This window comes from uncultured Tateyamaria sp. (assembly GCF_947503385.1).
In the GTDB taxonomy this organism is placed as follows: domain Bacteria; phylum Pseudomonadota; class Alphaproteobacteria; order Rhodobacterales; family Rhodobacteraceae; genus Tateyamaria.
Genome location: NZ_CANNDO010000001.1, coordinates 993,289 through 1,020,101 on the forward strand (window position 1 = coordinate 993,289; position 26,813 = coordinate 1,020,101).

Annotated in this window: 13 protein-coding genes and 1 tRNA gene; 8 read left to right on the forward strand and 6 right to left on the reverse strand. The window is 62.4% G+C overall.

The features are described 5' to 3' along the window. Positions 1-45 precede the first annotated feature (45 nt). On the forward strand, positions 46-2,328 hold the full coding sequence (locus Q1A85_RS04910; RefSeq protein ID WP_299685904.1) for a glycosyl hydrolase family 28-related protein: 2,283 nt from the start codon (positions 46-48) through the stop codon (positions 2,326-2,328). 18 nt (positions 2,329-2,346) lie between these two features. Here Q1A85_RS04910 and Q1A85_RS04915 read toward each other — a convergent pair whose 3' ends face one another. Then, on the reverse strand, positions 2,347-2,997 hold the full coding sequence (locus Q1A85_RS04915) for a hypothetical protein (protein WP_299685907.1): 651 nt from the start codon (positions 2,995-2,997) through the stop codon (positions 2,347-2,349). A gap of 94 nt (positions 2,998-3,091) precedes the next feature. Here Q1A85_RS04915 and Q1A85_RS04920 point away from each other — a divergent pair, with 94 nt between their 5' ends. Beyond that, positions 3,092-3,562, forward strand: coding sequence for a DUF427 domain-containing protein (locus Q1A85_RS04920; RefSeq protein ID WP_299685910.1), 471 nt, complete (start codon positions 3,092-3,094; stop codon positions 3,560-3,562). Positions 3,563-3,624: 62 nt separating this feature from the next. Further along, positions 3,625-3,894 (forward strand): zf-TFIIB domain-containing protein, encoded by a 270-nt coding sequence (locus Q1A85_RS04925; RefSeq protein WP_299685913.1) that lies wholly within the window; start codon positions 3,625-3,627, stop codon positions 3,892-3,894. Between the two features lie 81 nt (positions 3,895-3,975). Here Q1A85_RS04925 and Q1A85_RS04930 read toward each other — a convergent pair whose 3' ends face one another. The 5 genes from Q1A85_RS04930 to Q1A85_RS04950 form a co-directional block, all read right to left on the reverse strand. Then, positions 3,976-4,398 (reverse strand): hypothetical protein, encoded by a 423-nt coding sequence (locus Q1A85_RS04930; protein ID WP_299685916.1) that lies wholly within the window; start codon positions 4,396-4,398, stop codon positions 3,976-3,978. After that, positions 4,395-4,778: a VOC family protein gene (locus Q1A85_RS04935; protein ID WP_299685918.1), complete on the reverse strand. Its 384-nt coding sequence runs from the start codon at positions 4,776-4,778 to the stop codon at positions 4,395-4,397. Before Q1A85_RS04935 ends, Q1A85_RS04930 begins: the two co-directional genes overlap by 4 nt. Before the next feature lie 675 nt (positions 4,779-5,453). Further along, on the reverse strand, positions 5,454-6,089 hold the full coding sequence (locus tag Q1A85_RS04940; protein WP_299685920.1) for a hypothetical protein: 636 nt from the start codon (positions 6,087-6,089) through the stop codon (positions 5,454-5,456). 3 nt (positions 6,090-6,092) lie between these two features. Continuing rightward, on the reverse strand, positions 6,093-8,297 hold the full coding sequence (gene uvrB / locus Q1A85_RS04945) for an excinuclease ABC subunit UvrB (protein ID WP_299685922.1): 2,205 nt from the start codon (positions 8,295-8,297) through the stop codon (positions 6,093-6,095). Positions 8,298-8,342: 45 nt separating this feature from the next. Then, positions 8,343-9,497, reverse strand: a complete 1,155-nt coding sequence (locus tag Q1A85_RS04950) for an adenylate/guanylate cyclase domain-containing protein (RefSeq protein ID WP_299685925.1) — start codon at positions 9,495-9,497, stop codon at positions 8,343-8,345. 98 nt (positions 9,498-9,595) lie between these two features. Between Q1A85_RS04950 and Q1A85_RS04955 the strand changes: the two genes are divergently transcribed. The 5 genes from Q1A85_RS04955 to Q1A85_RS04975 all read left to right on the forward strand — a co-directional run bounded on the left by Q1A85_RS04955 (position 9,596) and on the right by Q1A85_RS04975 (position 26,647). Beyond that, complete coding sequence (locus Q1A85_RS04955) at positions 9,596-9,907, forward strand: ETC complex I subunit (RefSeq protein ID WP_299685928.1); 312 nt, start codon at positions 9,596-9,598, stop codon at positions 9,905-9,907. Further along, entirely contained in the window at positions 9,895-10,359 is a 465-nt protein-coding gene (locus Q1A85_RS04960) for a GNAT family N-acetyltransferase (protein ID WP_299685932.1), read from the forward strand. The genes Q1A85_RS04955 and Q1A85_RS04960 overlap by 13 nt, the downstream gene beginning before the upstream one ends. A 42-nt stretch (positions 10,360-10,401) precedes the next feature. Then, positions 10,402-10,478, forward strand: a tRNA-Arg gene (locus Q1A85_RS04965). A gap of 582 nt (positions 10,479-11,060) precedes the next feature. Next, positions 11,061-23,243 (forward strand): hypothetical protein, encoded by a 12,183-nt coding sequence (locus Q1A85_RS04970; protein WP_299685935.1) that lies wholly within the window; start codon positions 11,061-11,063, stop codon positions 23,241-23,243. Between the two features lie 11 nt (positions 23,244-23,254). Next, the gene (locus Q1A85_RS04975) at positions 23,255-26,647 is read left to right on the forward strand and encodes a hypothetical protein (RefSeq protein WP_299685938.1); all 3,393 of its coding nucleotides are present in this window, start codon (positions 23,255-23,257) and stop codon (positions 26,645-26,647) included. The last annotated feature ends 166 nt before the right edge of the window (positions 26,648-26,813 follow it).

The following is a 26,813-nucleotide window of genomic DNA, read 5'->3' on the forward strand; positions in this document are numbered from 1 at the left end:
GCCGTTCGGGCGCACCACGCCCGTCGAGACAAAAGGGAAATTTGGATGAACAAAGCGATCACTGATGGCGTGCTGCTGATGCCGCCTGCCTTTGCAAACGGTCTGGATGTCTGGTCGAGCGGTGATGGCACCCCGGGCTCGGACACGTATGAAAATGCGTCCAACGCGGCCTTTGTGCCTGCGGATCAGGACTTTGGCGGCTGTCTGGAGTTGCAGAAGACATCTGGCACGACGCGGGTGCGGTACATGGGGCAGACGCCGCTGTTGCCGGGCTGCTATCTGCGCATAACGGCCCGGATCAAGGCGATTGCGGGCAACCTGCCATCGGTGCGCATTGCGGGCTATGCAGCGCGGTCGAACGGGTCTGCTGTTGGCGGTGTGGACACCACTGCCGATGTGGTGACGCTGACCAGCTACGGGTCTGTGGTCGAAGTGTCGGCCATTGTCGGCGCGGGCAACCGGAGCGGTGTGGACCTCGTTTGGGGGGCGGAGCCGGTCTATGGCCACTTTGGCCTTGACCTGACGGGGCCGAATGGCGGGGTCGTGCGTATCGACGATCTGGTGATCGAAGACATCTCATCGGTATTCCTGAGCGATCTGGTGTCGGTGGTCGACGTGCGGGATTATGGCGCGGTGGGCGATGGCACCACAGATGACAGTGCCGCCTTTGACGCCGCAGATGCGGCGGCGAACGGGCGCACGGTTCTGGTGTCCGAAGGCACCTTTCGGCTGAATTCGGATGTGGCGTTCAACAACTCTGTGCGTTTTGAAGGCACGGTGAGTATGCCCGATACGGCCATGCTGCTGATCCGCAAGAACTACAGCCTGCCCACCTATATCGACGCTTTCGGCGACGAGGTTCTGGGGTTCAAAAAGGCGTTTCAGGCGCTGCTGAACAATTCCGACCATGACAGTCTGGACATGGAAGGGCGGCGCATCGCGCTGACCGAGCCAATTGATATGCAGGCGGCCGTGCCGAACCGCACCACCTTTGCCACGCGGCGGGTGGTAAAGAACGGCCAGATCGAGGCGGTGGGCGATGATTGGTCGACCGTTGTTGCAACCAGTCAGGCGACCTATTCCGCGTCGAATTCGCGCAAGCTGACCAATGTGACCAATGTGGCGAACGTGCCCGTGGGCGCGCTGGTGCAGGCCAATGGTGTCGGGCGCGAGATTTATGTGCGGTCAAAGAATGTGGGCGCACAGGAGATCGAGCTGAACGCGCCGCTCTATGACGCCGAGGGCACGCAGACCTACACGTTCCGCCGGTTCGATTACCTGCTGGATTTCTCGGGCTTTGCCAGCCTGTCGCTGTTCATCATGAGCGACATCGAATTTCAGTGTAACAGCAAGTGCAGTGCTGTCTTGCTGTCGCCCGGCGGTCCTGTGAAGGAATTTCAGGACTGCTATTTCAGCCGCCCCAAGGATCGTGGGATCACCTCGATCGGGGAGGGTTGTCAGGGGATGCTGATCAATCGGTGCCAGTTCCTGTCCGCCGAAGAGCCGCTGGATGTCGCTGACCGTGTCAGCATCGGGATGAACGTCAATGCCAACGATGTGAAGCTGAAGGATTGCCGGGCCACGCGGTTCCGTCACTGGGCGGTGATGGACGGCCAGAACCACCTGATTTCGGGCAACCACTTCTTCCAGGGTGACAACGTGCCCAGCGGTGTGCGCACCGCCGGGATCATCCTGCAAGAGAATTTTTCGGCCTCGATGATCACCGGCAACTACATCGACAATTGCTTTATCGAGTGGACAAATGAACGTGACCCGACGCCGGCCTTTTCGGGAGGTTTTTCGTTCAGCGCGCTGACGATTTCCGACAATGTCTATCTGAGCGGGGACGTCGCACCGTGGTTCACCTACATCGTGGTCAAGCCGTTTGCGGCCGGTCATTTTCTGAACGGTGTGACGATCACAGGCAACCGGTTCCGCAGCATCAACGGGTCCATCGTGCGGGCGGAAAGCGTCGACACCAGCTTTGCCGACCTGGACCACAGCCGGAACAAGGATGTGTGTTTCACCGGCAATTCGTATCACAACGTACAGGAGCAGGCGCACAATCCGCTGCACATCGAGTATACGCAAAACTCTAATGCGCAGACGTGGACCATCGACACCAACAACCAGTTGCCGTTCGAAGCGTATTGCCGGTCGGTGGATGCCGTTGTGGCGATTGGCGACATCCGCAACTCCAGCAACGCCAAGCAGTTTCAAGCGCCCGTGGCGCGTGGGCGTGCTGGGTTGAACGACGATCAGTTCACGCTGGAATGGGGCACCTCTGTGCGTGGTCCGATCCGTGCAACCGTGCGGATGGACGGCTAGGGCTGCGCCCCGGTTGATCTAAAATTCCTGCCAGAGGCCGAGCCGGAGCGACACGTCGCCCTGCTCGGCCTCGAACCCGATCTGGTAGCTGGGTTTCTTTTCGCGCGGCTGCCAGATCAGTGAGGGGGCCAGCGTCAGGCTGGTTGCGTCCTCCGTCCCGCTGACAAAAACCTGCATCATGATCTTTGTAGTGTCCGTGATGCCAAGGCCCAGCGTCGTGTCGAGTTTGGCCGTGTGCGCCGCACCGGCCAGCGACCACTCCACCGCAAAATCGACCGCAAGCCAGCCGTATTTCTCCCGCCACTTGATCCCGCGCCCGTAGCTGAGCCCGGTGCGGAGCAGCGGCTCCGTTTCGGAATTCAGCGTTGCCCCCAGACCGATTTCGTAGGCCAGTTTGTAGGCGCGGTCACCTGTCGGGATGGGCAGGCGCGCAAAGGCAAAGCCCGAGCCGCCCGCAAGCTGTCCGACAACCATGTTCGCGTCCACCTTGATGCCAAGGGTTAGCTTGGGCCGGACGCCATATTCGAAATAGAGCGCACCGTCACTGTGCCCGTCCGCCCCTTGCAGCACTGATGATGTTAGAAAACCTGTCCCCTGCGCGCGCAGCCACGCGCCGCCATGGCAGGTCGTGGCCCAGACGAGGGCGGCAATGGTCAGGATCAGGCGCAATCTTCCGCTCCTTAAAGCAGGGTTAATTTGCGCCGATCTTGGTTAACAATTGGTTAGGCTGGTCCGGAGTGATGTCTGGCTTAGATGGCAGCCTATGACTTTGCCCGCCGAAAATGTGCAATCCTATCCGCGCCCTCCGACGCTTGAGCCTGTGACGCATGAGATCCGGGTCGAACTGGGGGACGCGCCGGTGGCGCAAAGCTCTGCCGCGCTGCGTGTGCTGGAGACGCACCATGCGCCGACCTACTACATCCCGCCCGAAGACGTTGTTGCAGACCTCTCCGCCGCGCCGGGCGGATCGTTCTGCGAGTGGAAGGGGCACGCCGCCTATTGGACAGTCCACGCCGGGGGCATTTCGGCACAGGCCGCTGCGTGGAGCTATGCACGCCCGACGCCCCGCTTTGCCGCGTTGGCGGGCTATCTTGCGTTCTATCCGGGCCTCATGGGTGCCTGTTGGGTCGGAGGGGTGCGGGTCACGCCGCAACCGGGTGATTTCTATGGTGGCTGGGTGACGCCGAACTTGCAGGGGATTGTCAAAGGGGACGCGGCAACGCGCCACTGGTAGCTGGTTTTTTGCCGGTTCCGCCCCCATCTTGTGCCAAGACAACCCAACACAGGAGCCCCCATATGAAATGTCCTATCGATGGCACAGCACTGGTGATCACAGATCGCAGCGGCGTCGAAATCGATTATTGCCCGCAGTGCCGCGGGGTCTGGCTGGACCGGGGAGAGTTGGACAAAATCCTCGAACGTTCCGCTGCCTATACCGCGCCACCGCCGCCGCCACAGGCGATGGGCCGTCAGGATTATGACGATGACTACGATGACGAACCGCGGCGCCGGAAAAAGCGCAAGGGCGGTTTCGGGGACGTTCTGGGCGACATCTTTGATTTTTAGCGGTGCGCGCGGCGCGCCGCGTTGCGCGTGCCCTGAGAACACACAATAGCCGGTGCGTTTGGAGGCGCCTTCCCGCAGCCCTCAGGCGACAGGCGCTTTGGCACAGGCGCGAAAGTCCTGCACCGGACCGGCCGCACTGTCCAGCGACAGCGTAACGGCAGCCGTCTGGGTAAAGGCGGTGGCCGTTGCATTGAACTCCAACCCGTCGAGCACATTGCCAAAGCCCGCATCGGTCACGGTGAGGGTCTTGCCCCGGACCGCGTGGCGGGTGGTTGAAATAGTGTTTGGCTGTGCCCCGTCAAAGCGGATGGAAAACGCGGGCGCGCTGGGCCACCCCTCCGGATTGCTGATGGCGATGGCATAGAGAGAGGCGGCGTGATCGTACGTCACTGTGACGCCCGCGCCACCCTCAATGTGGCTCAGCGTGCAGATTGGCGTGGGTGAAAAATCCCACGCATGGGCGGGTGCGGCGAGCCAGACAAGGGCGGCTGCGGCGCGGATCATGCGGGTTCTGTGCTCAGGTCAAAATCGACGTGGATGTGGTTGCCATCGGGGTCTTCGACGTTGACCTGCACGATGTCGGTGCCGGGCACGTGGCCCAGCCGGGGTTCGATATCATGCGCGGCGAGCGTGTCGAGGAAGGTCTGATAGCCGGTTGCGCGAAACGCCACATGTTCCATCCGCACGCCGTCATACCCCGTGGGGGCGGTGTCGACTTCGACCAGATGCACGACGGGTGTTGCGCCCAGATAAAGCCATGCGCCGGGGATGTCGAAAGGCGGGCGGGGCCCTGCGTGCAGGTCCAGCACCTCGGCATACCAGCTTTGCATGGCGGCGAGGTTTTGGGTGAGGATATTGACGTGATCAAAGGCGGTCAGGGGCATGGGGTGGAGGTTAGAGCAGCGTTGCGGGCTTGTTAAGCCTTTGTGAGATTGTGAATACGACACGGACCGCGATAGCCACGCGAGCGCGGTGTATATCGTTCTAATGTGAGCGGATGGCGGGGTTTCGCAGAGGGACGGTGTTTTGGTGTTCGGCGTTACCCGTGGGTAACTTAAGTAATTGGTATTGTGTCTTAAAATTTGGTTTTCTATGTGTGCGGTTCAAGCCGGGGCGAAGGACAAAGTGCACGTGTTGTCGTCTGTGCGCAGAGATCAGGCCTTTGAGCCCAGCCAGGAAAGCCTGCAACACTCCGCTTTGATCTGAGCGCCTGCCCGACAGGCACTGTCGGGCCGCGCCGACCCTCCCCCGTCAAACCGGAGGTTTGCCTCCGGCAAAACGGGAGGCGCGATTGCGCCACCCCTCGGGTCGGCGTGTGAAAGATCCATAGAATGTTGCGACCTATTTGACCCGGGTTATGGCGACACGAGCTGTGCCAGACCTGGAGGGCGCTTCGATCGCGTTGGTCGGTGCAAGTGCTTCAAAGAATAGATGTCGAGTGAGTTGCGAAGTCCCTCGCCAATAGCGCCCTACGGGGGTAGGTCGGGCGCTGCCCGGCGGTGCCGCTGGGCGGGCGTCGGCCCCAACGTGATCTCAATAAAATGCTACTGTGATTGCCACTATGGTGTCACGGCTTCGAGTTTTTGGCATTCAATAAGACAGTTGTCGATCAAATCGGCGGCTTTGCCCTCTGAGAACCGATTACGCCTCAGATAGGCTTCAGAGGCAATAATCTCTTTAGTTAAACTCAGAGCGCCGCTTGTTATTCGAGGAAGTCCAGCAATTTCAATCGACCAAGATACAACTTGGAAATGTACGAACTCGTTTCGCCAATTGTGAAGCCGCCACAGGTCCCGGATCTGAGGCGATGCACAGTCGTCAAACCGCTGGGGAATATCGGTATTTAGGCCGTCCGGTAGCCGTCTCAAAAGACCGGGCAGATTCTGCATTTTCGGCGCTGGGAAAGCCATTTCTTCCGGTGGCAAAGTCCCTTGCTTTTTCGCAGTGGTTTTTTCGCGGTCGTTCTCAAAGTAATCTAACAGATCAGTTTCGCTCCGTTTCGATAGAGCGCCACCGCCATTCGTTCTCGTCAGGATGCATACTGCTGCTCCTTGCAAAGCGGCGTGTGTGCATAGGACCACCTGCTTCCAAAAAAGGGGGTTCCCTGAGGTCGCCTGAAGTCCGGCTAAAGCAGAATGTAGTGACGCTTCAACGTCAATAAACTCATCAAATTCGACATAGTCGATTTTCGACATCTCTTACCGCTTCCTTCGCTTCACATTCCCACCCCGTTGCCCAGCCCTACCAGCCGTTGACCGACCCGATGCCTTTTGCGCGTCGTCCACGGCCTTTTCCACCGCGTATTGCCGCGCCAAGGGGTCGTCGGCCACGACCAGATCGACCGTTTCCAGCCGTTTCACCTCATCCCGCAAGCGCGCGGCCTCTTCGAACTCCAAGTTCTCGGCGGCCTTGCGCATGTCAGCGCGCAATCCGTCCAGCACCGCTTGCAGGTTGCCGCCCGCAAGCGTTTTGTCGACCTTGGCGGTGACGCGGTTCATGTCGACGTCGCCTTTGTAGAGGCCGGCCAACACATCCTCGACGTTCTTTTTCACCGTCTCGGGGGTGATCCCGTGTTCTTCGTTATAGGCCATCTGCTTGGCGCGGCGGCGGTTGGTTTCAGCCAGCGCGCGTTCCATCGAGCCGGTGATCTTGTCGGCATACATGATCACGCGGCCGTCGGCGTTGCGCGCAGCACGTCCGATGGTCTGGACAAGCGAGGTCTCAGACCGCAGGAACCCTTCCTTGTCGGCATCAAGGATCGCGACCAGCCCGCATTCGGGGATGTCGAGCCCCTCGCGCAGCAGGTTGATGCCGATCAGCACGTCGAAGGCGCCCAAGCGCAGGTCGCGCAGGATTTCGATCCGTTCCAGCGTGTCGATGTCCGAATGCATGTAGCGCACGCGGATGCCCTGTTCGTGCATGTATTCGGTCAAATCCTCGGCCATGCGCTTGGTCAGCGTGGTGCAGAGCGTGCGCATCCCGGCGGCGGCGACGCGGCGCACCTCGTCGAGCAGGTCGTCCACCTGCATCTCGACGGGGCGGATTTCAACCTCCGGGTCCAGAAGGCCGGTGGGGCGGATCACCTGTTCGGTAAAGACACCGCCTGTCTGCTCGATCTCCCACGCCGCCGGGGTGGCAGAGACGAAGACGGATTGCGGGCGCATGGCGTCCCATTCCTCGAATTTGAGGGGGCGGTTGTCCATGCAGGAGGGCAGTCGGAAGCCGTGTTCGGCCAGTGTGAACTTGCGCCGGTAGTCGCCCTTGTACATGCCACCGATCTGGGGGACGGAGACGTGGGATTCATCGGCAAATACGATGGCGTTGTCGGGGATGAATTCGAACAGGGTGGGGGGTGGTTCGCCCGGCGCGCGACCTGTGAGATAGCGCGAGTAGTTTTCGATGCCGTTGCAGACGCCGGTGGCCTCGAGCATTTCGAGGTCGAAATTGGTGCGCTGTTCGAGCCGCTGCGCTTCGAGCAGTTTGCCCTCGCTCACCAGTTGGTCGAGACGGATTTTCAGCTCTTTCTTGATGCCGATGATGGCTTGGTTCATCGTTGGTTTCGGCGTCACGTAGTGCGAGTTGGCGTAGACGCGGATATGTTCCATCGTGTCCGCTTTTTCCCCGGTGAGGGGATCGAACTCTGTGATGCTTTCCAGTTCTTCACCAAAGAATGACAGTTTCCACGCCCGGTCTTCGAGGTGGGCGGGGAAGATTTCGAGGCTGTCGCCGCGCACGCGGAATGACCCACGCTGGAACGCCTGATCGTTGCGGCGGTATTGCTGCGCCACGAGGTCGGCCATGATCTGCCGCTGGTCATATTCTTTGCCCACGCGCAAATCCTGCGTCATGGCGCCGTATGTCTCGACCGAGCCGATGCCATAAATGCAGGAGACAGAGGCCACGATGATCACATCGTCACGCTCTAACAGCGCCCGCGTGGCGGAGTGGCGCATTCGGTCGATCTGTTCGTTGATCTGGCTTTCTTTCTCGATATAGGTATCGGACCGCGCGACGTAGGCTTCGGGCTGGTAGTAGTCGTAGTAGCTGACGAAGTATTCGACGGCGTTGTCGGGGAAGAACCCTTTGAATTCGCCGTATAATTGCGCAGCAAGCGTTTTGTTCGGGGCGAGGATGATCGCGGGTCTCTGCGTCTCTTCGATCACCTTGGCCATGGTGTATGTCTTGCCCGTGCCGGTCGCCCCCAAGAGCACCTGATCGCGGTCACCCGCATTGACCCCCGCGCTCAGCTCTGCGATGGCCGTGGGCTGGTCGCCTGCGGGTTTGAATTCCGTCTGCATGGTGAGACGCTTGCCGCCTTCGAGCTTGAGGCGGGTGCGGACATCCTCGGCCGGGTTGGCAAGGAAGGTCTCGGGGTCGGAGGAATCGGTGTGTGCATAGGCCATGCGCCTAATGTGGCGCAGTGACCCGAACGCGCAAGGGCGCTGTTGTCAGATTCTGGCAGGAGCAAAGAGAGGCATGGGCGCGTCCAGCCCCTTGAGCGGTTCAGTGCTGACGTGGACCATGTCCTGACCCACCGCCTGCGCCACCGTGTCGGACACCAAGATGGGCGCGCCCAGCCTGCCGCAGAACGCCTCGACCCGCGCGGCGATGTTCACCGACTGGCCCAGCACGGTGAAATCGATCCGTTCGCGGGCACCGACATTGCCATACAGCAGCGCACCGTAATGGATGCCGGTGCCAAAGGGCACGGGCAATTCGGCCAGCGCCGCGATGCCAAGGCCCGCCTGTGCCGCGCTGAGCGCGGCGCGGCAGGCCTGCACCTTGCCCGCCTCGGTCCCGTCAGCGGGAAACATCGCCAGAATACCGTCGCCCATAAACTTGAGGATCTCGCCGTCGCTGCCGTCTATGGCGTCTGACATCACCTCGAAATAACGGTTGGCGATATTCAGCACGCGGTCCGGCGGTTCAGAGGCATTGAGCGCGGTCCAACCCCGGATGTCGGAAAACAGGATCGCGGCTTGGGTCGTTTCGATGTCGCCGCGGGTGATCTGCCCGTCCAGCACCCGGCGGCCCGTGCGCGGGCCGAGGTAACTGGTGGCAATGGCTGTGGCGAGGTGGTCGTGGCGGCGCGCCTCGACCACGGGGGCCAGCACGTCCGACAGGGTGTCGAGCAGCGCGATGTCCGCATCGCTGAAGCCGGGCCCGTCAGCGACAAAGATGACCATGCCGAACGATCCGGTGGCAAAGGGCATGGGCCTGCCGTACCAGTCGGAGGCACCGCGATCTCGCAATTCGTGCAGGACAAGGTGATCATCCGGCCCCAGACTGTCGTCAAGACGGCGGCGATAGGGCGCTTGGCTGGTGGCGATGATCTCCATCGGGCTGCCGACATAGGTGGTGCGGGTTTCCATGCCGTGCCCGGTGCGCAACTGGTCCTGATTGGTGTCATCGGTCCCGTCGGGGTCCCAGATATAGCTGACCGCGGCAATCAGGGGGTGGGTGGTGCGCATCCCCATGCGCAGGCGCATCAGCGGCACACCTGCATCCCGCAGACGTGGACCCAGACCATCGGTCAGGGCCTTCAGGCCCTGCATCCGCCCGTCGGTCAGGACCCATTCAATGAGAGGGACGGCATCATGCATCAGTCTGATATGGCCTCTTTACGATCTGAGACAATTCGCATCTTGCGGGGACAGGGCGAATTTCCGATATACAGGATTAGAACGTCAGGAGCCATTCAATGCGCGCACGCATCTACCAGCCGGCCAAGACGGCCATGTCCTCGGGCACGGCCAAGACCAAGCATTGGGTGCTGGAATTCGCGCCTGCTTCCGCACGGTCGGTGGACCCGCTGATGGGGTGGACGTCGTCGTCGGACACGCAGGCGCAGGTGCGCATGAGCTTTGACAGCAAAGCGGCGGCACTGGACTATGCCAAAGAGCATGGGATCGACGCGCTGGTGCAAGAGCCGAACAAGCGCAAGGCCAACATCCGCCCCGGCGGATACGGCGACAACTTTGCCACGAACCGGCGTGGGGTATGGACGCACTAACCGTCACCCGCGATACGCCCCGCACCCCGGACGTGGCCGCGTTGCTGACGCGCCACTTCGACTTGATGCGGTCGACTTCTCCCGAAGAAAGCTGTCATGTCATGGCGCCCGACACCCTGTCGGACTGCGGTGTAACGCTGTTTGCGGCGCGCGAAGGGGACAAGGTGCTGGGCGTGGGGGCGCTGGCCGTGATTGGTCCCGATCATGGCGAGCTAAAGTCGATGCACACCGCCGCAGAGGCGCGCGGCAAAGGGGTGGCGCGTGCAATACTGGCCGCGCTGTTTGACGCGGCGCGGGCGCAGGGGCTAACGCGGTTGAGCCTTGAGACAGGTTCAGCACAGGCGTTTGCGGCCGCGCGCGCCCTGTACGAAGCGCATGGGTTTCAGGACTGTCCCCCGTTCGGGGATTATGTGCTGGACCCGCTCAGCGTTTTTATGACCCGTCGCCTCTGAACGCTTGCCCTGTCGGCGGCACTGCGGCATGACAAGGCCAGCGGTCCCTTAGCTCAACTGGATAGAGCAGCTGACTTCTAATCAGCAGGTTGAGGGTTCGAGTCCTTCAGGGATCGCCACATTTGACCCGACATGCGTGGCCTGCGGTTTTTTCGCGAGGCGATCGAGCCTGTGTTGTGAGGCGGTGCCGGGCTGAGAGGGCTTTGGTTTGCGACGGCACCCGGACCACCGTTGCACCTGCCCACCCGGACAAGCGTTCACGCATCGACATGCAGACCACAGGCCAGCCCGCGCTGCGGGACTTTTACACTCTGCGAGTTTGCATTGTTTGCCTCGTGTCCAGCAGTCTGCGCATGGATCGCGCGCGCAATGGTAGCACGGCCTGTTTGCGCCTGTTCGAGAGGATCAGACAGGCGGGGCAGGCGCGTGTTGAGGCGGTATCATGGGGCGATTTGCGTGACGTTTGCGGGCGGGCATTCGGTGTCGTATGTTGCTGTTATCGAAAGCAAATTCGTGCATTATCCCGCAGAGCGTGTGCCCTCTTCGTAACAGATGACAACAAAACAGCCGTTTTCCCCATGATTGTGTAAAAAAGTTAATGCACATGACAGGCGGATTGGCACGAATGCATGTCATGCTCAGCCGGCCCACGCGCCGGAGCACGAATAAAAAACGGCAAAAGCCGTGCGTGAGGGATGAAGATGTCAAAGCTCAAAGCTGCCGCGGGTGCGGTCATTGCTGCTGTTGTTTCGCTGGTGTCCGCCACACCCCCGTCCCACGCCACGACATTCACCACCAACGTGCCCAACACGAACATCACGCTGCCAAGCGCTTATCCCGAGGCTGGCGGTGTCGTCATCGTCATGGAGGGCGTGAACGGCCAGATCTACTACCAGTTCAGCGATCCGAACGGGGCGTTCCGTGGGCGCAATTCGAACGGACGGCCAACGCGGTTTCGGGGCAATCCGTTCACGATCAACGATCCCATCCCGCTGGATTGCGGCATTCGGTCGTGCACGGACTATTTCGGCGGCGCGATTGCGCGGGTCTATGTTCGCTTTTCCGCCTATGACGGCGACACGCAGCCCGGCGGCTTTGACGAAAACGACATCAGCCTGATCCTCAACGGGGTGAATGTGGGCAACTGGTCGGGGCTGACAACCGAACGCACCAACAATGCAGGCACCAGCAGTCAGGGGTTCGGAACCGGGTTCGGCAACAACACGTTCAACACCGGCTGGTTTGCATCCAGCAATCCGACCCTGCTCAACAGTTTGCTGACGACAGGACGCACGACCACGCAGGTTCTGGATGATGACCCCGATGACAACTATTGGGACTTTCGTCGGGGCAATAGCCTGAGCAATGAGGCGTTGCGCACAATTGCGCCCGGTTACGAATTCGAAAAGACGACCACCGCAACGGATTACACCGACGTGGGCGACGTGATCAGCTACACTTACACGGTCACGAATATCGGATCGGTGAATATCAACAATCTCACCGTGTTCGATGACAAGGTCGACGCGCAAGGCGGCACCGTCAGCTGTGACACCACGACGATCAACGAAACCACCGGCGGCGGCTCGGCCGAGGTGGCGACCTGTACAGCCACCTATACCGTGACCCAAGCGGATATCGACAATGGCAGCCTAAAGAACGTGGCCCGCGCCAATGGCGATCCGGAGTTCGGTCAGTTGGGCGCGGTCGAGGACACTGTGACATTGCCCGGACCCACGGCGGCCCCCGACATGACCGTGACCAAGCTGGCCGGTCAGACGACGTTTTCGACCGTCGGTGAGGTGATCAGCTATGATTACACGGTCGAAAACACGGGCAACACCACGCTGACCGACCTGTCCGTCAGCGACGATCGCATCCCGACGCTCAGCTGTGCGCAGGCGACACTGCTGCCCGACGAGACGCTGACCTGCGCGGCCAGCTATACGGTTACACAAGCTGATCTGGACGCTTTTGCGGTCAGCGGAACGCCACTGACCAACACCGCAACGGCGGTGGGGCAGGACCGGGGCGGTGCGACCCTGACGCGCACGGTGACCGAAACCGTGGACGGCCCTGCGGCGGCACCGGTGATCGACGTGACCAAAACGGCGCTGCAACAGAATTTCGATGCGCGCGATGACGTGCTGCAGTTCCGGATCGAGGTGACCAACCTCGGGAATGTGACATGGCCCGGCCCGCCCAGCATCACCGATGATTTGATCACCAACGCAGGGGGCACGGTCAGCTGCCCGCCGGGGGCCATCCCGCCCAACGGCGCGGTGATCTGTTCGGCGGATTACACGGTGATACAGGATGACGTAAACGCGGGCCAAGTCTTTAACGAGGCGACGGCAAGCATCACCGTCGGCGGCACAACTGTCAGCGCCACGGGCAATGTGACCGTTCCGTCGGTGCAAACAACCGGCCTCACAATGGTCAAACAGCTGAACTCCGGCAGCGCCACCAGCTTTGACGCGCCGAACGTCACGCTGATCTACGACTACGTGCTGACCAACACCGGCAACGTCACCCTGACCACGCCGCGCGTGACCGATGAAAAGGTGAGTGTGACCTGCGCGGCCACCGAAATCCTGCCGGGCACGTCGGTCACCTGTACGTCCGACAATTACCTGACGACCCAAGGCGACGTGGACACAGGCGGCGTCACCAATATCGCCACCGCTGCGGGTGATGATCCGAACGCGACCGAGGTCACCAGCGACCAGCAACAATTGACGGTCGACGCGGACCAAATGCCTGAACTGACCCTCGACAAGCAGGCACCGGTGGTGGCACCGGTTGATTTCTTCGAAGGGCAGACGGTCACCTATACCTACGAGGTGCGCAACACCGGCAACACCACCTTTACCGGGCCGCTGACGGTCAGCGATGACCGGATCACAGGGCCGATTGACTGTGGATCGGCGGATTTGGCCGTGAATGACATGCGGACCTGTCAGGCGATCTATACGGTGACCGTGGCGGACGAAGATCTGGGCTTTGTCACCAACACGGCGACCGCCACGGACGGTACCACCACATCCAACGCCGACACGGAAACCGTACCGCAGAACGGCACGGACGCGATTGAACTGACCAAGGTGGCCGATCTGGCGTCTGTGTCCAGCCTGTCGGACGTGATTACTTACACCTTCACCGTCACCAATGTGGGCGACCGGTCCATCGGCACGCCGCGCACGATCACGATCAACGACCCGCGCATCGGCCCTGTTGCCTGTACGCAGACCCAGCGTATTTTCCCGGTGGGGCAGGGCACGCCGAATTCGATCACCTGCACCGGCTCCACCAACCCGACGCAGGACGAGCTTGATGCGGGCGAGGTGGTGAACACCGCCACAGCGCAGTTTACACGGACCAATGGCGGCAATCCGTTCACGGTTGTGTCTCCGTCGGCGCAGTCGACAGTGCCAGTGGCAATCACCCCGGCCTTTACGCTCGACAAGGTCGGTCCGGCGCAGTTCAGCAGCGTGGGCGAGCAGATCACCTATGAGTTCCGCGTCACCAACAGCACCGAGCAGACCATCGCCACCGCAACCGTGACCGACCCGCTGATCCCGGGTCTGTCCTGTGATTTGACGGATATCGGGCCTCGCGCCACCCAGCAGTGCATCGGCACCTACACCGTCACGCAAGCGGATGTGGATGCAGAAACCATAACGAACACCGCCACAGTCAATGGCATGTCGAGCACCGGCGAGACGTTGGACCCAGCCAGCGACACCGAAGTGACGCCCATCGACCCGGCGGCGGCCACGCAGTCGGTGGACCTGTCGAAGACCGCGAATGTGAGTGCGTTCAACGCGGTGGGCGATCAAATCCGCTTTAGCTTTGCCGTCGCGAACACCGGCACGCAAACGCTGACCGACATCGTGGTCACGGACCCGCTTGTCTCGTTCAGCTGTTCGATCCCGGTGCTTGCGCCCAGCACAACGGACAGCACATCCTGTCAGGCGGTCTACACCGTCACGCAGGCTGATCTGGACGCGGGGGCGGTCAACAACATCGCGACCGTTGCCGCGCCCGGCACGTCGGGGGACACCAGCACATCGTCGGTGCCTGCTGCCAGCCGGGATGCGTCCTTTACCATCGACAAACAGGCCGATGACGCGGTGAACGTGGTGGCTGGGCAGGTCGTGACCTACAGCTACAGGGTGACGAACACGGGCAACGTCACCCTGTCGAACGTCGCGTTGACCGACACACATGTGAGTGCTGCGGGCACGCAATCCCTCGCCATCTCGGGCGGGGGCGACACAGGCAGCATCGCGCCCGGCAACACCGTGACCCTGTCAGCCACGTACACCGTCACCCAAGACGACATTGATGCAGGTGCTGCACTGACCAATACGGTCAGCGGCACCGGCACGCCGCCCGCCGGGGTGACGCCGCCCACGGCGACCGGCAACGAAAGCGTGTCAGTCGCCGCTGCAAACCCGATCTTGCGGGTGGTGAAGACCGAGACTGACGGGCTCGGCACCTTTGGGGCTGCAACCAGCAGCAAAGCCTACACATTCGCCGTGTTCAACGACGGCAATGTGACCATTGGCAATCTGGTGCTGACCGATGACCTGACCGGGTTCACCTGCGCGCTGGATGATCTGGCACCGGGCGCGTCCACGACCACCTGTAGCGGCGGTTTGGCCCTTGGCGACAGCTATACGGTGCAGCAATCGGATTTGGATGCGCGGTTTCTGACCAACGAGGTGCAGGTGACCGGTGACGCCCCCGGCGGCACTGCCGTCAGCGCCACTGACAGCGTGACACTGACAGGCCCGTCACAGGCCCCTGCCATCACCATGACCAAGACAGCGACAGCCGGGGCCGGGTTCGCGGCCGTGGGCGATACGCTCACCTATTCTTATGTCGTGACCAATGCAGGCAACGTGACGCTGACCGAGCCGGTTGCCATCTCTGACAACCGCATTTCGGTGACCTGTCCGGCCCTGCCGTTGGGCGGGCTGGCCCCCGGCGCCACGCTGACCTGCACGGCAACGGACACGGTGACACAGACCGATCTGAATGCGGGCAGCGTGACCAACACCGCCACTGCCAGCGTGACGCAGCCCGTGGTGCCCGACACCCCCGGCGGCCCGACCACGGTCACAGCGACGACACCGCCGCAGACCGAAGTTGTGACTGCCGCGCAGTCGCCCGGCCTGTCGATCTCCAAGGCATTGGCCAGCACGTCCGCCAGCAGCTTTACGGCAATCGGCGATCAGATCACCTATGAATACACTGTCACCAACAGCGGCAACGTCACGATCACCGACACGATCAACGTGAGCGACAACAAGATTGCGGGCGGCGTGGCGCAGTTCTGTTCAGACACCGATCTGGCGCCCGGTGCCAGCCTGTCCTGCACCCTCGTCTGGACCGCCGATCAGGGCGCGATTGACGACGGAGAGGTGGTCAACACCGCCAGCCCGGTCTCAACCTTTGGGGGCGGGTCCGTGCCGGCCAGCAGCGACACGCTGACTGTTCCGGCGGTGCAGACGCCTGCGCTGACCATGCGCAAGGATTTTGTGACGATCCGCAATGCAACTCCGCCGCCGGTGGTGGGGGATTTTGCCGCTGGCAACACGGTCGTCTACCGCTACACGGTGACCAATTCGGGCAACACAACGATCACCACGCAGCCCGTGGTCAACGACAACCTGATCAGTGCCGCCGCCATCACAATCGACGCCCCGTTCCCCGCAGGCGGGATGGAACCGGGCGACACCGTCACCTATACCGGTGAATATGTCCTCACCCTTCAGGACATTCAGCTGGGCAGCGTCACGAACAATGCCACGGCCACATCCGGTGGGGTGACATCGAACCCCGAGGCGGAGACCGTACCGACAGGTGCCACCCCGGCCTTGAGCATCGTCAAGACCGCGTTGCAAAGCGCCTTCACGGCGGTGGGGGATACGATTGACTATGAATATGTGGTGACCAACACCTCGCCCGGATCGCCTGCGCCGGCCTTTGCCAACCCGATTACGGTCACTGATGACCGCACAGCGGTGACATGCCCGGCGACGCCGGGTGGTCAGTTGCGGGTGGGCCAATCCATCACCTGCACCGCGTCCTACACGGTGACGCAGGATGACCTTGATGCCGTGGACGCAGGCCAGACGGGCGGGTTCGTCACCAACGTGGCCACCGCAAACACCCTGTTTGGCGGGCAAGCGGTGCAATCACCCGCCGCCACTGTGACGGTGTCCGCGGTCAACGACCCGGCCCTGGCGGTTGCGAAATCCGTGTCCGGCGGCCCCAACCCCGCCGGGGCAGGCGACGCCATCGTTTACGCGATCCTGACCACCAACAGCGGCGACACAACGGTGAACGGCGTTGAAGTCAGTGACCCGATGCTGGCCACGCTCCGTTGTTTTCAGGGGGCAAGCAATACCGGCGCCTCCGTGACCCTGCCCATCACCCTTGCACCGGGTGCGCAGGTGCTGTGCGAAGGGGACTACACCATCACGCAGGATGACGTGGACGATCAGACCCTTGTCAACACGGCAACCGCGCAAGGGACAACGCCCGCAGGAGCACCTGTGACCGCCACCGGTTCGGTTCCCGCCCCGCTGGAAGATGACGCACCTGCCGTGACCGTGACCAAAGCGCTGAGCATCACAGAACCCGACAGCACGTTCAGCATCGTCGGGCAGGAGATCGCGTTCACCGTGACCGTGCGCAATTCGGGCAATATCACGCTGAGCGCGACAACCGTGACCGACGACCTTGTGCCGGGAGAAAGCTGTACTGTGCCCAGCCTCGCTCCGGGGGATGAGGACAGCAGCTGCACCTTTGCCTACACCGTCACGCAAGAGGATATCGACGCGGGCGCGCTGACCAATGTGGCGCGGGCAAGCGCGGTCCCGGTGAGCGATCCGGGCAACCCTGTGGACGGCAGCGGCACGCTGGTCGTGGGTGGCCCCGCCGCCGAACCTGCGTTCAGTCTGGTCAAAACCGCCGACGTGACGAGCTTTGCCGCGCCGGGTGAGACGATCACCTACAGCTACAGGGTGTCGAACACCGGCAATGTGACACTGACAGCCGCCCCGACAGTCAGCGATGACAAAATTGCAAACGTCTCTTGCCCGGCGCTGCCTACAGGTGGGCTGGCCCCGCAGGCCAGTATCGTTTGCACGGCCACGTATCTGACCACCCAGCCGGATGTGGACAATGGTGGTGTGACCAACATCGCGACGGTGCAAAGCAGCGAAGTGCCCTTTGACCCAAGTGACCCGAACCGGGCCGAGGCCACCGAAACCGTACCCGCGACCCAAGGCCCTGCCTTCACCATCGACAAGACCGTGAACGACGCCACGCAGGTCGTGGCCGATCAGGTGCTGACCTACAGCTACCGGGTGGTGAACACCGGCAACGTCACCCTGACCGACATCACCCTGACCGACGCGCACACCAGCGCTGCCGGAACAACCGCACTGGCGCTAAGCAACGGTGGCGTGATTGACAGCCTTTTGCCGGGGGACGAGGCGACGCTGACCGCCACGTACACGGTCACGCAGGCCGATCTGGATGATGGCAGTGACATCACCAATGCGGTGTCCGGCACCGCAACACCGCCCGGCACCCTGACACCCCCCGGCGCGCAGGACACGCAGACCGTGACCGTCGCGGCCCCTGCGCCCGAAATCACAGCGCTCAAAACCGTGAGTGCCAGCACCGGCACCGGGGTGGGCGATACTGTCACCTTCGACATCACGATCACCAATACGGGCAATGTCACGCTGGACAGCGTGAGCCTGACGGACACTTTGCGCAACGGCAACGGGCAGGCGATCACGCCCGCGCCGGTGCCTGTCCTGACCGCCGGTGACGGCGTGGCCCTTGATGTGGGCGAGGCGTGGACCTATCAGGTGACCTACACCTTGACCCAGCCGGATATCGACAGCGGCGGGCTCAGCAATGCGGTTCTTGTGCGGGCACAAGACCCAAGCGACACGCCGGTGAGCGACCTCAGCGACAACGGCATCGCCGGTGACGGACCGGACACGCCGACGACCTTTGAACTGCCTGCACAGGCCGCAGTCACCGGGCTCAAGACCGTCACGTCCACAGGCACAGATGTGGGTGACATCGTCACCTTTGACATCACGGTGCAGAACACCGGAAACGTGACCCTGACCGGTGTGGGTGTCGCGTCTGACACGCTTGAACGACAGGACGGCACAAGCCTTGTGCTGGCGACCGGCCCCACATTTTCCTCCAACGACGCAGGTTCGCCTGCGGGCACGCTGGTGGTGGGCGAAACCGCGACATTCGTGGCCAGCTATGTGCTGATCCAGCCCGATATCGACGCTGGTGGCATTCGCAACTCCGCCGTGGTCACAGCCACACCGCCCCGTGGTCCACCGGTTACGGATATCACCGACAATGGCGTGCCCGGCGATGGGAACGACACGCCCACTGCGCTCGACATCGCACCCGCGCCCGCCTTTACCTTTGACAAGGCATATACCGGAGCCGATGCGAGCTTTGACAGCGCAAGCGACGTGCTCGAATACACGTTCACGCTGGTCAACACGGGCAATGTGACCCTGATCGACCCCATCACGATCACCGACCCCATTATCACCAACCCGATCATCTGCGACCCGGTGTCGGCCGCCGCTCCATGGTCCCCGACCGAGACGCGCACCTGCTCCACAACCTACGTGGTGACCCAAGACGACGTTGACACAGGCGCGGTTGTGAACGCGGCCTCCGCCGCTGTCGGGTCCGCGCCCGGACAGACCGACAGCGTGACAGTGCCAGCGAACCAGACCCCCGCGATGGCGCTGGATAAGGTCGCCGACAGCGTTGACCCCGCGACCGAGTTCTTTGTGGGGGCTGTTATCAACTATACCTACACCGTGACCAATACCGGCAACACGACGGTCGCGGCACCGATCACCATCACCGACAACCTGATCCCGGCGGGTGACATCACCTGCCCCGTCTTCCCGACAGACGGTATCGCACCGGGCGGCACCTATGCCTGCCAAGGCACCTATACGGTGACCGCTGGCGATGTGGACCTGACCCTTGTCACGAACCTCGCCACGGCCAGCGACGGCACCACCACGTCGCCCCAAGTGACCGAGACCATCCCGAACAATGCGATCCCGGCTCTCGACGTCACCAAGGAACTGCTGGCGGTGACGGATGCCAGCGACACGGCGCGGGCGGGCGGTTTCGAAGCGGTCGGGGACAAGCTGCTTTATCGCTTTACCGTGGTGAACACGGGCGGACTGGCCTTTGTGAACGATGTGGTGATCAACGACGCGTTGCTGTCTGCGCCGCTTGTCTGCTTTGCCCGGACGGGTGGCGATCCCGATTTCCGCCCCGGCGAAACCGTGACCTGCCAGACGGATGCCAGCACGGCCTATCTGGTGACCCAAGACGATCTGGATGCGGGACAGGTGGTGAACGAAGCCATAGCCCAGACCAGCGCCAGTGGCCTGACCGCGCCGGTGATTTCGGATGTGTCATCGGTCACAACGCCTGCGGCGACCGACCCGATGTTCACGCTGGCCAAGACAACCACCGCCACCAGCTTTGCCACTGTCGGAGAGACGATTGCCTTTGACTTCGTGCTGCGCAACACCGGCAATCAGACGCTGTCCAACCTCAACGTTACAGACCCGTTGATCCCCAGCCTTGTCTGTGACGCTGCGACCCTTGCACCGGGCGCTGACCTCACATGTTCCGGGACTTATGTCACCACGCAGGTGGACGTCGATGCGGGCACGTTCAGCAACACGGCCTCCGCCTCTGCCGTGACCCCGGCGGGCACAGCCGTGCCGCCTGTCACCAGCACGGCAACGGTGCCGGGGCCACTGACCGACCCGCTGACCCTCGCCCTGACCAAGACGGCGACGCCGTCGCCCTTTGGCGCGGTGGACAGCACGGTGTCCTATGGTTTTGCGGTCGAAAACACATCGCGCTTTACCCTTGTCGATGTCACTGTGACCGATCCGCTGATCCCGGGGTTCAGCTGTGTGATTGCGCAGCTTGATCCGGGTGTGACCAACAGCACAAGCTGCGCGGCGACCTATACGGTGACACAAGAAGACGTGGATCGCGGATCGCTGGCCAACACGGCAGAGGTGACGGCAGGCGACGTGTCAGGCACACGGAGCGTGACGACAAGCGCCACGATCACAACTCCGGGTCCGGCGCGCGCGCCTGCGCTTGAGGCGACCAAGACCGCCAACATCACCAGCCTGACACCCGGCTCCACCCTCACCTACGCGCTGCGTGTGGCCAATACCGGGAACGTGACGCTGGACATCTCCGGCATCACCGACACGATGAACCGGATCAATACCGGCGCGCCCACCTTCCTGACCACGCCCTTTGTGCTGGTCGGAGGCGACACGAATATCGACGGCCTGTTGGATGTGGGCGAGGTCTGGGAATACAGCGCCACCTACCGGATCACGCAATCCGACCTGAATGCAGGGGGCGTGCGCAACTCTGTTCAGGTCACTGCGGACGGGCCTGCGGGCTCCGGGTCGGTCAGCGACACGTCCGACGACGGCGACGATGGCGACGGCAACATGAGCGATGATCCCACCGTGGTGGAGATCACGCCCGATCCGCGCCTTGATGTGACCAAAGTGGTCGTGACGCCGGGTACGCAGGCGGGCGACACGGTGGTGTTCGAAATCACTGCGGCCAATATCGGCAACGTGGACATCACCGGTCTGTCCGTCACCGACACGCTGAGCCGTGCCGACGGGTCCACCCTTGGCACGCAAAATGCGGTGCCGGTCGGGGCAATCGCGGATCCGCTGTCTCCGGGGGACGCGGCCCGTTGGCGGGTGTCCTATGACCTGACCACCGAAGATGTGGATGCAGGTGGCCTGTCCAATGCGGTGGTGGTGCGCGGCGTGGGCCCCGGTCCGGGGTCCGTGCCTGTGACCGATACTGGCGACGACGGCGACGATACGGATGGCAACACCAGCAGTGACCCAACCGTTCTGGCGATCGCGCCGCAACCGGAACTGGTGGTGACCAAAACCTCTGCCAGCCAGACGACGGCACCGACCGCGCCCGGCGAAACTGTGTCCTTTGACATCTTGATCGAGAACCTGGGCAACGTGACGCTGCGCGATCTGGTCTTTACCGACACGCTCACCCGTCTGGACGGAACGCCATTGTCGCTGAACGGCACGGCGCCAAGCGGCATCGCCGCGTTGGGGGCAGGCGACAGCACGACGCTGACGGTCGCTTATACGCTCACCCAAGAGGATTTCGATGCGGGCGGCGTGCAGAACGTGTTTCAGGCGACAGGCACGGACCCGTTGGGCCTGCCGATTGCGGATGTGTCCGATGATGGCGACGACGGCGATGGCAATACGCTGAACGACCCGACACAGGTGCCCATCCCGGCCATCAGTTCCGTGACGCTGAGCAAGGAGGCAAGCGTGCCGACGCGCATCCTTGGTTCGGTGTTCGAGGTTGTCTTTACCCTGACGCTGGAAAACACCGGCAATGTCACCCAAGCAGACCTTGTGCTGGAGGACGATCTGACCGTCTTTGTCGCGCCTGCGACCCTGACGGCGGTCGGAACGCCCGTTGCAACCGGTTTCACCACCGGTGGCGCCAATGGAGGGTTCAACGGACAGAGCGTGCTGAACACCTTGGCGGCGGGGACGTCTCTTGCCCCCGGCGAAACGGGCATCGTCACCATCGCGGTGCAATATGACACCGCCGCCGGGTCGCCTGCCGGCACCAACACGGCCACGCTGACCTCTGACAGGATCGCAACGGCGGTGACCGCATCCGCAACGGTGAGCAGTTCCGAACCCACCTCGGATATTGTCGCGGGCAAGCGGCTGATCAGTGGCGGTGTCGTGCAGCGCGGGTCGGTCGTGACCTTTGAACTGACCTTTGAGAACCGCAACACCACGGCGGAAAGCGGTCTGACCTTTGTCGATCAATTGCCACCGGGGCTTATCTATGTGCCGGACTCCGCCACGTTCAATGGGGCTGCAACGCCTGCGCCCACGCTGATGGGCCGTGCCGTCGCGTGGCCGGGTCAGACACTGACAGCCGGTGAACTTGTCACGATACAGTTGAGCGCGCGCCTCACCGGGGGGCCGGGTGAATATATCAACAACGCCTATGTGATCGGGCCGGACGGGTCGCGCGTGTCCAACACAGCCACCGCGGTGCTGCGGGTCAGCCCCGAGGCGGTGTTCGACTGCGGTGACATCATCGGCAAAGTGTTCGATGACCTGAACGCCGATGGCTATCAGGACCCGCCCCAGACGATCCGGCGCGAGGGCAATACCGCCGCAGTGCGCCGGATGCTCGACACATGGACGCCTGAACAAATCCAACTGGATGGGGGCGAACCGGGCCTGCCGGGGGTCAAGCTGGTGACCCCACGGGGCGACATCATCACCACCGACAAATTCGGTCGTTTCAACGTACCTTGCGCGCTGCTGCCCGATCAGCGGATCGGCTCCAATTTCCTGCTGAAGCTGGACGACCGGTCGCTGCCCACAGGCTACCGCGTGACAACCGAGAACCCGCGTGTGATGCGGGTGACGGCGGGCAAGATGGTCGAGATGAACTTTGGCGCGCGCCTTGGCAATCTGGTGGAGATCGACCTGACCGCCACCGCCTTTGCCGGAGATGCGCCCAGTGCTGCGCTGGTGCAGGGGCTTTTGGGGCTGGTCACACAGATTCAGGACGAACCATCAGCCATCGTGCTGCGCTACTACCGCAGTGATGAAACGGTGGGCACCGCGCGCGCCCGATTGCGCGCCGCCGAGGCGGAATTGCGCAAGGCGTGGAAGGGTCGGGGCACCTACAGGTTGGATATCGAACGATCCGTCAGGCGGTTGCAGTGAGGGTGACTGCTATGAACCGGATTTTCGCGACAACGGCTTTCCTTTTGGGCTCCACCGCGCTGCCTGCGCTGGCACAGGACGGTTTTGTCATCCAGCTGAACGGCGACCGGGTTGCGGGCAATGACCCGGCTCTTGAACGCCAGATCAAACGCATTGACGAGGTGCTGGAACGGGCCGACGTGCGCGTGCAATATGACGGGCTCGACGTCACGCCGCGCCTCGACCTTGAGATCGACGGACCCGATGATACCCGCCGCGCGGGTGAAACTGTTACGCTGCAATCGGCGCTGAACTACCCCGGATTTGTCACGCGCGGCGAGGTTCTGATCCTCGACCTGAACGCGCGCGGCGGTCCCAAGACGCTGGGGCGTTACGACATCGCGCCCAATGGTCAGGTCAATGTAGAGGTGCCCGAAGGCGACAATATCGTGGCCCTGCACCGGGTCTACGATGCGCGCGGGCGCTATGATGAAACCGCGCCCCTGCGTCTGAGCCGTGGGGACGACCGCGACCTTGTGGACGGTGTCGAGGACGGTAATGACGCCACCGCGCGCCGCCGCATCCCGGTCTATGGCGGTGCGGTCACCGTATCGGGCAGCAGCGTGGCCGCAGGCGCGCAGGTCAGCACATTGGGCGAGGTGATCACACCCAGCCCAGGCGGTGAATTCGTTATCCAGCGCATCCTGCCGCCCGGCACACATGCGGTTGGCGTGCAGGTGCGCGGCGCAGGCGCCGAACCGGTGGACGTGGTGCGCGAGATCGACGTGCCGCGCTCGGACAGCTTTTACGCGCTGCAACTGGACCTGACGCTGGGCTATAGCGACAGCGATCTGGACGGGCGCGACTACTACCAGCAGGGCCGTATCGCGGGCTATTTCAATGGCCGCTTTGCCAATGGCGTGGAATTGACCGCGCAGGTGGACACGGGCGAAGGCGATCTGGACGAGATTTTCTCGGGACTGGGCGAACGCGATCCACGCTCGACCTTTCTGCGGCTGGACCCGGACGATTTGTATCCGACCTATGGGGACGACAGCACACTGGTCGATGACACGCCCACATCCGGCAAATTCTATCTGCGGGTCGAAAAGGACAACAACTACGCCATCTGGGGCGATTGGCGGGCCAATATCGCCAACACGACCTATCTGCGCAATGACCGCACCCTGTACGGCGCGCGCGCGCATGTGGAATCGCGGGACGTCACATCGCAGGGCGAGGCGCGCTGGCAACTGGACGCCTATGCGGCGCAGCAGGATACGTTGACCCAGCGCGACGTGTTCCGGGGCACCGGCGGGTCGGTGTATTTTCTCAGCCGTCAGGACCTGACCATCGGGTCCGAAACGCTGCTGGTGCAGGTGCGGGATGCCACCACGGGGCGGGTGATTTCCACCCAGACGCTGGTGGCCGGGCGCGATTACACCATCAACCACATCCAAGGCATCATCACACTCGAAGAGCCGCTGCAATCCGGCACCGGGTCCAACGGGCTGGTGGTCACGGATGTGGGCGGCGCAGCGGATGTGAACCTTGTGGTGCAATATGAATTCACCCCGGACACCGGTGACATTGATGCGTTTGCCTACGGCGCGCGCGGCGAGCTGTGGGCGACGGACCGGCTGCGCTTTGGCGCCACTCTCCAAAGCGAACAGACCCCTGCGGGCACTCAAGAATCCTTTGGCGTCGATCTGCGGTATCAGGTGAACGAAGACACCTACCTCAGCCTCGAATACGCTCAATCCGAAGGTCCGGGCTTTGGCTCTGATGTGTCGACTGACGGTGGCCTCGTCTTTGACGAAGCCGCAGCGGTCGCAGGCAGCGGTGAAGCCTACCGGATCGAGGGGCGTGCGGCCCTTGTCGATCTGGGTCTCGACGCTGACGGGGCGATCAGCGCCTATTTCGAAGAACGCACAGCCGGTTTCACTACGCTGGATTATTCGACCACGGCGGACGAGACGCTATGGGGCATTGCGCTGGACGTCGCGGCGACCGAACGGCTTGATATTGCGCTGTATTTCGACAGCTTTGAACAGGATGGCGGCAAGATCGACCGCGAAGGCGGGATCGAAGCAGACTATGCCGTGACGGATCAGATGACCCTGAGTTTTGGCCTCGAAAACCTTGAACGCGAGGGTGTGTCGGGGTCCGGCGATGGGTCGCGGACCGACGCCGTTGTCCGGCTGAGCTTTGAGCCGTCGGAAACGCTGAGTTGGTACGTCTATGTTCAGGAAACGCTGGAACGCTCCGGCGCGCTTGAGGAAAACGACCGCGTCGGTCTGGGTGGGCGCGTGGAATGGGCCGAAAGCTGGGAGCTTGAGGGCGAGATTTCCGATGGTGACGGCGGCACCGGTGGGCGTCTGTTGATCCGCAATGACCGGGGCGAGGCGGGCAACACCTATTTCGGCTACGAACTGGACCCCAGCCGCGAGATTTCGGGGCTGAGCCGCGCCGAAACGGGCCGGTCCAAGGGCCGGTTCATTGTCGGCGGTGAACGGCAGGTCAGCGGCACGGTCACCATGTTTGGCGAAAACGCCTATGACCGGTTTGGCCGCTATAACAGCCTGACCTCGTCTTACGGCATCACTTACGAGCCGACCGAACGGTTGTCCTTTGTGACCGCGTTCGAGACGGGACAGGTGCGTGACGAGGTGAATGGCAATTTTGACCGCTACGCGCTGTCCTTGGGCGTGCAGTACCAATCGGACATCTGGGAGGGCAAGGCACGGCTGGAATACCGCAAGGAAGACGGCACGGGCAGCGCCTCCACCCGCGACAGCGACACGTGGCTGTTCACCGGGTCGGGCAGCTACAAGATCGACGAAAGCCAGCGTCTGGTGTTCTACGCCAAACTTTCGGACACCGATGGCAATGGCGGTATCGCCCCGGATGCAAATTTCACTGATCTGTCAGTCGGTTATGCCTATCGCCCGATCCACGACGAACGGTTGAACGTGCTGTTTCGCTATCGCTATTTGGATGACGAATTTGGACAACGGGTGCGCGACAGCGATGTGCCCGGACCGGTGCAGCGCAGCCATGTGTTCAGCCTCGATGCCGATTATGACCTGACCAAAGCGTGGTCTGTGGGCGGCAAGATCGGCGCACGGTTCAGCGAAAGTGCCGCGACCAGCGGGGACGCCTACACCTCTAACGATGCGGTGCTGGGCATCATGAACGCGCGGTGGCATATGCTGGACAAATGGGACGCTCTTTTTGAGCTGCGCGCGTTGGATTTGCGGGACGTGGGCACAACCGAGGTTGGCGGTCTGGCTGCCGTCTACCGGCACGTGGGCAAGAATGTGAAGCTCGGGATTGGCTACAACTTTACGAATTTCAGCGACGACCTGACGGACCTGACCTATGACGACAAGGGCGCATTCATCAACATTGTTGCCAAGTTCTGACCGCGCGTGAGCCCGCCCAATCGGGTTGGTGGCGGGCGGTGCAGATTGCGCTTGCGGCACGATTTGTGTCCGTCACAACGTGGCGCGACAAGGGGATAGGGACCGAGCGACCATTGCCCAAACGCGATGTCCTTCGGGGTGACGGCGTGCGTGTCGCCTTGAGATA